The 9,093-nt window shown below is 70.0% G+C and carries 10 protein-coding genes; 6 read left to right on the forward strand and 4 right to left on the reverse strand.

What is annotated here, in order from left to right; translation table 11 throughout:
- Nucleotides 1-273: 273 nt before the first annotated feature.
- Nucleotides 274-447 (reverse strand): hypothetical protein, encoded by a 174-nt coding sequence (locus QSK17_RS35360; RefSeq protein ID WP_285710988.1) that lies wholly within the window; start codon nucleotides 445-447, stop codon nucleotides 274-276.
- A gap of 133 nt (nucleotides 448-580) precedes the next feature.
- On the opposite strand from QSK17_RS35360, the gene QSK17_RS35365 reads away from it, so the two are divergent.
- The gene (locus tag QSK17_RS35365; RefSeq protein ID WP_285710991.1) at nucleotides 581-1,432 is read left to right on the forward strand and encodes an SURF1 family protein; all 852 of its coding nucleotides are present in this window, start codon (nucleotides 581-583) and stop codon (nucleotides 1,430-1,432) included.
- Nucleotides 1,433-1,454: 22 nt separating this feature from the next.
- Entirely contained in the window at nucleotides 1,455-1,781 is a 327-nt protein-coding gene (locus QSK17_RS35370) for a DUF3817 domain-containing protein (protein ID WP_285710994.1), read from the forward strand.
- Nucleotides 1,782-1,981: 200 nt separating this feature from the next.
- Here QSK17_RS35370 and QSK17_RS35375 read toward each other — a convergent pair whose 3' ends face one another.
- From QSK17_RS35375 to QSK17_RS35385, 3 genes are all read right to left on the reverse strand, one after another.
- Nucleotides 1,982-2,173, reverse strand: coding sequence for a tail-anchor membrane protein (locus QSK17_RS35375; protein ID WP_285710996.1), 192 nt, complete (start codon nucleotides 2,171-2,173; stop codon nucleotides 1,982-1,984).
- Nucleotides 2,174-2,273: 100 nt separating this feature from the next.
- The gene (locus tag QSK17_RS35380; protein WP_285710998.1) at nucleotides 2,274-2,864 is read right to left on the reverse strand and encodes a hemerythrin domain-containing protein; all 591 of its coding nucleotides are present in this window, start codon (nucleotides 2,862-2,864) and stop codon (nucleotides 2,274-2,276) included.
- A gap of 58 nt (nucleotides 2,865-2,922) precedes the next feature.
- Nucleotides 2,923-3,774: an arylamine N-acetyltransferase family protein gene (locus tag QSK17_RS35385; RefSeq protein ID WP_285711001.1), complete on the reverse strand. Its 852-nt coding sequence runs from the start codon at nucleotides 3,772-3,774 to the stop codon at nucleotides 2,923-2,925.
- 43 nt (nucleotides 3,775-3,817) lie between these two features.
- Here QSK17_RS35385 and QSK17_RS35390 point away from each other — a divergent pair, with 43 nt between their 5' ends.
- The 4 genes from QSK17_RS35390 (at nucleotide 3,818) to QSK17_RS35405 (ending at nucleotide 8,651) form a co-directional block, all read left to right on the forward strand.
- A complete protein-coding gene (locus QSK17_RS35390; RefSeq protein WP_285711003.1) occupies nucleotides 3,818-4,240 on the forward strand; it encodes a DUF4153 domain-containing protein in 423 nt (140 codons plus the stop codon).
- Between the two features lie 9 nt (nucleotides 4,241-4,249).
- Nucleotides 4,250-6,007, forward strand: coding sequence for an N-acyl-D-amino-acid deacylase family protein (locus QSK17_RS35395; protein WP_285711005.1), 1,758 nt, complete (start codon nucleotides 4,250-4,252; stop codon nucleotides 6,005-6,007).
- Nucleotides 6,008-6,066: 59 nt separating this feature from the next.
- Entirely contained in the window at nucleotides 6,067-7,320 is a 1,254-nt protein-coding gene (locus tag QSK17_RS35400; RefSeq protein WP_285711008.1) for an alanine racemase, read from the forward strand.
- A 122-nt stretch (nucleotides 7,321-7,442) separates the two neighbouring features.
- The gene (locus QSK17_RS35405) at nucleotides 7,443-8,651 is read left to right on the forward strand and encodes a hypothetical protein (protein WP_285711011.1); all 1,209 of its coding nucleotides are present in this window, start codon (nucleotides 7,443-7,445) and stop codon (nucleotides 8,649-8,651) included.
- The last annotated feature ends 442 nt before the right edge of the window (nucleotides 8,652-9,093 follow it).

Raw genomic sequence — 9,093 nt, forward strand, 5'->3', positions numbered from 1 at the left:
CGGTGTCCAGGGTGGTGCATCGCAAGGCGGAGGAGGAGGTCGTAGCGGAGCCTACGGCCGACGACGACAACGCGGCGAGGTGCCGCCCTGGGCGACGCGACGGGGCAAAGATTGACGGGAGGGGCACTAGCCATCGTGGGTTCCGCCGAGGTCAGAGGCGGGCCCTGCGACCGGTCCAGAAATTCCGGGCACGCGAAAGCCGCCGACGGGCGCGGTCGTCGGCGGCGGGTACGCGGATGTCCGCCGGGCAGAAGGTCGGCCGGCGAGGCGGGGTCAGGAGATCAGGAAGTACGCCGCGACGGCGATCGCGACCAGCGCGACGACCCCGACGGCGATCCAGATCGGCATCCGGGACGGCTGCTCGTGGGCGGCTTCGACTTCCTGCTCGCGGGCGAACGCACGGAACGCCTGCGTGTTCCCGGCCGGGTCAATCTGCGGTTCGGACATGAGGGGCACTTTACCGAGACGACCTGCTCCCGCGGCACCCTATTGTCGGATTTCGCGTTCAGCGTGGACGTTCCGGCCGTGCCGCTGGACCGCGCGTGCCGGACCGGCACGTGTGCCGGATAGCGTGTTAGCCATGCTCCGTACCCTGTTCTCTCCCCGGCTGGTGGGTCTCCACCTGCTGGTGGTCGGAGTGCTGGTCTCCTTCTTCGTGCTGGGACGCTGGCAGCTCGGCGAGTTCGAGTCGTCCGGCATGCCCAAGGCGGCCGCGGACCCGGCGCCGGTCGCCGTCACCGAGCTGGCCAAGCTGGACGGCCACACCGGGTCGGACGTGGCGGGCCGCCTGGTGACCGCGCAGGGCACCTTCGACGCCGACCGCCAACTCCTGGTCGCCGACCGGGAGGCCGACGTCTCGGCGCCGGGCGGGCGGGTCGCGAGCGGGCGGGGCTTCTGGCTTCTCACGCCGCTACGGCTGGCCGACGGGACGATCATCCCGATCGTTCGGGGCTGGGTTCCCTCGGCGACCGATCCCGCGGTGGCCGTACCACAGGGGACGGTGACGGTCACCGGGCGGCTGCGGCCGGCCGAGCAGACCGACGCCGTCCAGCGGACGGGGGCACTGCCCGCCGGTCAGGTCGCGACCGTGTCCACCAGCGAGCTGATCAACCTGTGGACGGACGGAAAGCTGCGCAGCGGGTTCGTCGTGGCCACCGCCCAGGAGCCGGCGGCGACCGCGAAGCCGGTCGCGGTGCCCGCCCCGACCGTGGGCAGCGGGCTCACCTGGCGCAATCTGGCGTACGCCGCCCAGTGGTGGATCTTCGCGGCCTTCGCGGTGTTCATGTGGTACCACTTCGTCCGGGACGCTCTGCGGAGATCGCGCGAGGAGCGGGCGGCCGGTGGCGCCGCAAGTGGCTCGGCGGATGAACGGGCGCAAGGACCGGCTCAGGGACCGGCGGACGGACCGGCGCCGGTCGCGGATATCGTGTGAGAACAGTTCCCCAGCAGAGGTAATGATCGTCGTGGAATCAGCGCTCAAGCCGTACCGTGTCATGGCCTACATCGTCGGCGTGATGCTGCTCCTGCTCTGTGTCGCCATGGTGGTGAAGTACGGATTCGACAGCGGCACCCTCGTCGCCGTGGTGGGGCCGATCCACGGCTTCCTGTACATGATCTACCTGCTGGCCGCGCTCAACCTGGGTCTCAAGACCCGCTGGCCGCTGAAGTACCTGCTCCTGGTGCTGATCGCGGGCACCATCCCGTTCTTGTCGTTCGTCGTCGAGAAGAACGTCACGGTTCGGGTGAACCGTCAGATCGAGGCGGCGGCGGCCGCGGCCTGACAAGAGCCGGGACGAGCAGCTGGGCGAACAATCGAGCGAACAACCCGGGGCAATGCCAGGACTGGGACTGCCAAGACTGGGATTGCCAAGACTGGGACTGCCAGGATCAACGATGACGACGCCCGTGACCTTGAAGGGTCACGGGCGCCTGTGTGTTCTACCAGGTGTCGGCTGCGGGCCTCGGCGAGGATCGGTGGAGATCAGCGTCCGATCTGGCGACCCTTGATCCGGCGAAGCCTCGCCCGCTGGGACTCGTCGAGCATGAAGTAGGCGACGGCCGGTGCGCCGAGGACCCCGATCACGACGAGCCAGGCGATCAGGCCCGGCAGCAGCCAGAGCGAGAGCACGGAAACCGCAGCCGCGCCGATGTAGTACTTCCCGAGTGGAGACATTGTCCGGGCCTTTCCGTCCAGAGCGTCGCCAGTGACAACGTCCACGGGGACGGCCGAGTTCCTGTCGTCCCGCTTTCCTGTCCCGCTCTCCTATCCGCTCCTATCCGCCGCTGGTCTTCTTACCCGTCGCCTTCCGGATCACGTCCCGCGCACGATCCATGATCGCCACCGGTGTCCCGAGCAGCAGGTTCGCCGCGCCCGACTCGATCCCGGCGTGCGGGTGCGTAGGTGCCAGCGCCTCCGCGGCCTTGACCCCGACGGCCAGCGCGCGACGCTCGGCCTGGCTCGTCGCCGCCCTCAGCTCGGCGAACTCGTACCGTTCCTCGGCGGCGGCGTGCGCGAACACCGCGGCCCGCAAGGCCTCCAGCTGGCGCGAGAACTCCGGGGTGGAGGTGTCCATGCCGTCCATGCGGGACAGCATCTCCTTGGCCTCGCGCTCCTCCTCCAGCCTGCTGTCGATGATCGTGTCGCCGTCGACCAGCTTGCGCCTGGCGAACGGGTGAACGACCTCCTCCTCGGCCGTCTCGTGCACGGCCAGCAGGCGCAGCAGCCGGTTGAAGGCCTCCGTGCGTGCGTCTCCCTGGCTCTTGTCGACCTCGTCGAACAGTTCCCTGATGAGGCTGTGCTGCCGCAGTAGCAGGTCGATGACGTCGTTCTCACGCCTCGTTTCCGGCTTCGTCTGGCGGTCCATGTGCATCCTCCTTCCGGGTCCTGTCTGGGCCTACCCTGACCTACCGGCCGAAACCCCTTCAGGAGAGATCGTTGCGGCCCAGCCACCGCTCGTGCGCGCTGTACAGGCGCTGCCAGAGCTTGTCCCTCTCGGGGGCGGTCACGTCGTCGAGGGTGAGACCGAAAACATCGGTCAGCGCCGCGAAATAGTCCTCCGGCCGGTCGAGCGTCGTCGAGGACTCGGGTCCCGCGCCGATCCGCTTCAGGACCAGACCGGTGAGCTTGTCGAGCCCGGTGGCGTCGCGACGCTGGAGCGCGGCCACCTTGACGAACACGGACTCCGGAGACGTGGACAGGTGCCGGTGTTTCTCGGCGAAGGCGTCCATCCCGGTCGGCTCCGGCCGGAAGTCCACGCCGGTGAAGCTGCCCCTAGGGTCGTGATCGAACCGCCAGCCCCCCGGCTCGGTCTCCGACCGGCGCAGGACGTACCGGAACGGGCCCTGCTCGTAGGTGCCCTCGACCAGCGGGAGCGGCTCGTGGATCGCGTCGCCGAGTCCGGCGTCCACGAGCCACTGCCCGCCCGGATTGTCGGCGGTCGGCAGCCCGGCGACCATGAGCGCGAGGTGGTTGCCGTTGGCACCCGGCGGGACGTCCGGCGAGTTCTGCACGCCGCCGTAGTGCCGGGTGACCTGGTATCCCAGCTCCTCGAGCAGCAGGGACAGCGCGCCGTTGAGGTGGAAGCAGTAGCCGCCCCGCCCGGAGACGATCCGCCGGGCCGACTCCGCCGGGTCGACCGTCGTCGGCCGGTCCAGCCAGATCTCCAGATTCTCGTACGCCACGCGCTCGACGTGGGCCCTCTGCAGCCGGAACAGGCCCTCGACGCTGGGAGGCTCGTCATCCAGCCCCAGCCGCCGGAGATATCGGTCGATCACCGGCTCACGGTACTACGGCAGGTATTGCACCAGATCTGCACAGATGAAGTCGATGCTGGCCGCGGTGTTCGTGCTCGTCCTGGCCGCCGGCGCGGTGCGGCTGTCGCACCGCGGGACGGCGTGGTTCTCCCGGACGCTTGTAGTCGTCACGGGGCTTTCGCTCCTGGCCTTCGCCGCGTGGAACCCCGAGGCGCGCGTGGCCGAGACGCAGCTTTCCGTACGCGGGGTGAGCCGGCTGGACCACGACTATCTGGCCGGTCTCGGCGCGGAGGCCGTACCGATCCTGGACCGGCTGCCTGAGCCGGTACGGAGTTGCGTGCTGCGAGACGTGGTCGCGACGAACCGGCTGCAGCGCCCCGACCCCTGGAACGGCTGGAACCTCGCCAGGGAACAGGCCCGTGACGTGCTGCGCCGCCACCCGATCCGGGCGGACGCCGCGTGTCCGGGTGACAGCGAAACTGATTGAATCGGGCGTATGGATCTTGACGTGCTGATCGTCGGCGGCCGGGTCGTCGACGGGACCGGGGCGCCTCCCTTCCGGGCCGACGTCGGCATCGTGGACGGCCGGATCGCGGCGGTGGGAATCCTCGTGCCGTCGCCTGTACACAGCCCTCCGGCCATGCCGAGCGCGTCAGGAAAGAGCGTGTCAGGACAGAGCGTGTCAGGACAGAGCGTGTCAGGACAGAGCGTGTCAGGACAGAGCGTGTCAGGACAGAGCGTGTCGACCGGGCTGAGCCCGTCGGCGCAGCCGGTCAGGCAGGGGCCGGCAGCCGGGCAGGGGCATGGCGTGGCGGGGTCGAACGGCGAGATCCGTGCCGCCGCGGTCATCGACGCGTCGGGCCGGTACGTGCTGCCCGGGCTGATCGACTGCCACGCCCACGGTGACGCGGCCGTGTTCGATCCCGAGATCCAGCTCGCGGCGCTACGCCAGGGAGTGACGACGTTCGTCCTCGGCCAGGACGGGCTGTCGTTCGCGCCGACCACGACCCGGGCCGGGTTCGACTACGCGAGCCGCTATTTCGCGGCGGTCAACGGCGGGCATCCCGGCATCGACGGCCCGATCGCCGTCTCCGAGCTGCTCGCGGCCTACGACCGCGCGACCGCGCTGAACACCGCGTACCTGCTGCCGCACGGCACCATCCGGTTCGACGTCATGGGGGCCGCGGAACGGGCCGCCGACGCGGCCGAGCTGCGCGCCATGCGAGAACGCGTCGAGCTGGGCCTGTCCGAGGGCGCCGCGGGCCTGTCCTCGGGCCTGGAGTACGCCCCCGGGCGCTACGCCGACACGGCCGAGCTGGCGCACCTCTGCGAGCCCCTGGGCGGCCTGCCGTACGTGACCCACATGAGGGGCTACGGCGTGGCGGCGGTGACGGGCATGGCGGAGGCGGTCGAGATCGGCCTCCGCTCGGGTGCGCCCGTGCACGTGTCGCACTACCACGGGCCGGCGCGGACCCTGCTCCCGCTGCTCGACGACGCCCGCCGACGGGACATCGACCTGAGCTTCGACACCTATCCGTACCTGCGGAGCAGCACGATCCTGGCGATGGTGCTGTTGCCGCCGTGGGTGCCCGCGGCCGACCCCGACCGCGCGATCGTCGCCCTCCGCTCCGAACCGGAACGGTTGGCACGGGACTGGGAAGGGTTCGCCGGGCTGTGGGAGCGGATCACGTTGTCCCACGCGCCGGGGTTCGAGTGGGCCGAGGGCCTGCCCCTGCCCACCGCCGCCGCCCGGCACGGCATGGATCCCGCCGAATTCTGCCGTACGCTCCTGATCGAGACGCGGCTCGAAGCGGGCTGCGTGGCGGCCCGGCCCGACGAGGGACCCGAGGACGAGGCGTCGGTCCGCGCGATCCTGCGCGACCCCGGGCACACCGGCGGCTCCGACGGCATCTACGTCGGCGGTCACCCGCATCCCCGTGGGTTCGGCGCGTTCGCCCGCTATCTGGGCAGGCATGTCAGGGACCTGGGTGATCTCACCTGGGAGCAGGCCTCCGTCCACCTGTCGTCGCATCCTGCTCGCCGCTTCCGCCTGCCGGACCGGGGCCTGCTGCGACGTGGCCAGGTCGCCGATGTGATCGTCGTGGATCCGCTGCGGGTGGCCGACACGGCGACGTACGAGGATCCGCGTTCGCTCGCCGTCGGCATCGACGACGTGCTGGTTTCCGGCGTTCCGGTGCTCGCTGCGGGCAAGCTGACCGGAGCCACCCCGGGCCGAGCGCTGCGACCCGCCTGACGGGCCCATGGTCCAGTACGATCCACCCAGGTGGTCTATACCGGGGCAAGGGGGGCGACGTGCACATCGCGGATGACCTCGGTGGCCTCGGTGGCGTGGCCGCGGGTGTGCTGATCGACTGGAGCACGCGCGGGTTCCTGCACGCGGGGGAGCCGGTCACCGGACGCGAGTTCGTCGCGGCCCAGCACTCCCTGTTCGACGGGTCCTTCACCTGGCCGCTGATGGTCGTGAAGCGCTCCGCGCTCGACCACAACATCGCCACGCTCGCCGCTTTCACCCGGAGTCACGGGATGGCGTTCGCGCCGCACGGCAAGACCACCATGGCTCCCGCGATCTTCAGAGCGCAGCTCGACGCCGGTGCGTGGGGGCTCAGCGCGGCGACGCCCGGACAGGCGCTGGTCTATCGCAACCTCGGCGTGCCACGGGTGCTCCTGGCGAACGAGATCGTCGACACGGCCGCGCTGCGCCGGCTGGCCGACGAGGTGGAGCGGGGGTTGGAGTTCCTCTGCTACGCCGACTCCCTCGAAGGCGTGCGGATCCTCTCCGACACCGCCGGCGCCGTGCCGTTCCGGGTCCTGGTGGAGCTGGGCCACGCGGACGGACGTACCGGCTGCCGGAGCCTGGCTGAGCTGCTGGAGGTCGCGGAGGCCGTACGGAGGTCTCCGGGCGTGGAGCTGGCCGGCGTGGCGTGCTACGAGGGCACCCGGTCCGGTCCGGACCAGGTGCGGGGCATTCTCCACGAGCTTCGCGCGGCCGCCGAGGCCGTCTCTCCGCATGTCGAGGGACGGCTCGTCGTGTCTGCCGGCGGGAGTGCCTGGTTCGATCTGGTCGCCGAGGAGCTGGCCTCTCTGGCGCGCCCACGGGAGGAATCGGGCCTCGACGCGCTCGTGCTCCTCCGGAGCGGCGCCTACGTGGCCCACGACGACGGCTTCTACCGTGAGGTCACGCCGTACAACCGGATCGAGGGCGGGCTGCTTCCCGCTCTCGAGGCCTGGGCCCAGGTGCTGTCGGTGCCCGAACCCGGTCTTGCCCTGCTCGGAATGGGCAAGCGGGACGTCCCGTACGACATTGACCTGCCGATGGTGCGGACCGTGAACGGACGAACGCCCGGATGGCTGGACGAGGCGCGGGTCGTCAAGATCCAGGACCAGCACACCTATCTGCGCTTCCCGCCGGGGGAGGAGGGGATCCGGCCCGGGAACCTGGTGTCGTTCGGTCTGTCCCATCCCTGCAGCGCGTTCGACAAGTGGCGGGTGATTCCGCTGGTTGATGATGACTATGTCGTGATTGATTTGATCAAAACGTATTTCTAGGAACTTCCAGGAGTTGTGACACATGAAGCGGGAGATCCGTACGTCTGAGGGTGCAGCCCCGGTGGGGGCATACCTGGACATCCTGGTCGAGATCGCCTTCGTGGCGTACAAGGGCCGTTGACGTGGACAGCTCGCTTTACGTCTTCGTGGAGGACCTGCGCGGCGAGGGGATGGACAAGGTCCTCGACCGGGTGGCCGGATACGGCGCGACGGGGGTGACGATCGCGGCCGCCTACCACCGGGCGAGGGACGTCACTCCACACGGCGCCTCTCGGGTGACGCTCAGGCGGGACGGCGTGCACTTCCCACCGCCAGAGGACATCTTCGCCGGGTTGCGGCTGGTCCCCCCGGTGCAGGACGGCGCGGACCGGGAACCGCTCGCCGAACTGCGCCGCGCCTGCGCCGAGCGCGGGCTGAAGATGCACGGCTGGACGATCTTCCTGCACAACACGACGCTCGGGCTGGCCTTTCCGGACGTCACCGTGCAGAACTGCTTCGGCGATCGAGGATCTCCCGCCGATCTGTGTCCGGCGCACCCCGACGTCCGCGCGTACGCGGTGGCGCTCGGCCGTGCGTCCGCTCGGCAAGGAATGGACAGCGTGGTCGCGGAGGCGCTGCACTTCGGCACTTTCGGCCATGGATATCACCATGAGCGATGCTTTGTGGCTCTCGGACCGATGGATGCGTTCCTGTTCGGTCTGTGCTTCTGCGACCACTGCATGCGCCGGGCCACGGACCTCGGGGTGAACGCCGAAGTCGCCCGGGAGGAGTGCGCCCGCATCGTCGGAGGCATCCTGGACGGCGACCCGCCCGCGCAGGGCGAGGTGACGCGCGCCGCGTTGACCGCCTACGCCGGTCCCGAAGTCGTCGCGTACGCCCGCGCGCGCTCGGAGACCGTGACGTCGCTGGTCGCCGAGGTGTCGGCGGCGGTGAGCGCGGAGGGGGCGCGGCTGACCTTCATGGACGCGACCGGTGCCTGCAAGGGGTATGCCGACGGTCTCCCGCCGGCAGGACTGGCCGCCCACGATGCCTGGCAGCTTGGGGTGGATCTGGTCGCCCTCGGAGACATCGTGCCGTCGTTCGCGGTGCTCGCGTACGCCAGGGACGCCGCCCGGGTGGCCGACGATATCGCCGCGTACCAGCGGTCGGTGGGCAAGGACCGGGAACTGCGTGCCGTACTGCGGCCGGGCCCGCCTGACACCGACTCCGAGGATCGGCTCGCGGCCAAGGTCCGTGCCGCCAAGGCGGCCGGTGCCGACGCCGTGGACTTCTACGCCTACGGCCTCGTACCTTTCGACGTCCTGGGCCGTATCCCCGGAGCGCTCGGATAGCGATGTTGCCCGTGCAGCGCTGATCCCGTGCAGCGCTGATCCCGTGCAGCGGTGATGCTCGTGCAGCGGTGATGCCCGCGGAGTGATGCTGGCCCGTGGAGTGGTGCTGCCTGCCGCTGCCACGCAATGGTGCTGCCCGTACAGGGGTGCTGGCCCGGTGTTGTCCTCAATGGCGCTGACTGTGCAGTGGTGATGCCCGTGGAGTGGTGCTGCTGGGATCTTGGGGCTATTCGGCCTCCCTTGGGGCCTGCTGGCGGGCGCCGCGCTCGTGTGATCAGTCCGTGCGCATGCGTGTGCCTCGGGGGCCGATGTAGGTGTCCGTGGCCGTGTAAAAGTAGCCGCAGGTGGCCGGGTTGAGGTCACCGCTGGTGGCCAGTTTTAAGTCCCCACTCGTCTTTGTGCGCGTTCGCGTGTCGTGGGGAGGGATGTGCCCCTGAACGGT

The organism is Microtetraspora sp. NBRC 16547, from assembly GCF_030268965.1.
Taxonomy (GTDB): domain Bacteria; phylum Actinomycetota; class Actinomycetes; order Streptosporangiales; family Streptosporangiaceae; genus Microtetraspora.

Coding starts and splice junctions, on each gene's coding strand:
- QSK17_RS35360 (WP_285710988.1), bottom strand. CDS start 447: ATGTCCGAACCGCAGATTGACCCGGCCGGGAACACGCAGGCGTTCCGT.
- QSK17_RS35365 (WP_285710991.1), top strand. CDS start 581: ATGCTCCGTACCCTGTTCTCTCCCCGGCTGGTGGGTCTCCACCTGCTG.
- QSK17_RS35370 (WP_285710994.1), top strand. CDS start 1,455: ATGATCGTCGTGGAATCAGCGCTCAAGCCGTACCGTGTCATGGCCTAC.
- QSK17_RS35375 (WP_285710996.1), bottom strand. CDS start 2,173: ATGTCTCCACTCGGGAAGTACTACATCGGCGCGGCTGCGGTTTCCGTG.
- QSK17_RS35380 (WP_285710998.1), bottom strand. CDS start 2,864: ATGGACCGCCAGACGAAGCCGGAAACGAGGCGTGAGAACGACGTCATC.
- QSK17_RS35390 (WP_285711003.1), top strand. CDS start 3,818: ATGAAGTCGATGCTGGCCGCGGTGTTCGTGCTCGTCCTGGCCGCCGGC.
- QSK17_RS35395 (WP_285711005.1), top strand. CDS start 4,250: ATGGATCTTGACGTGCTGATCGTCGGCGGCCGGGTCGTCGACGGGACC.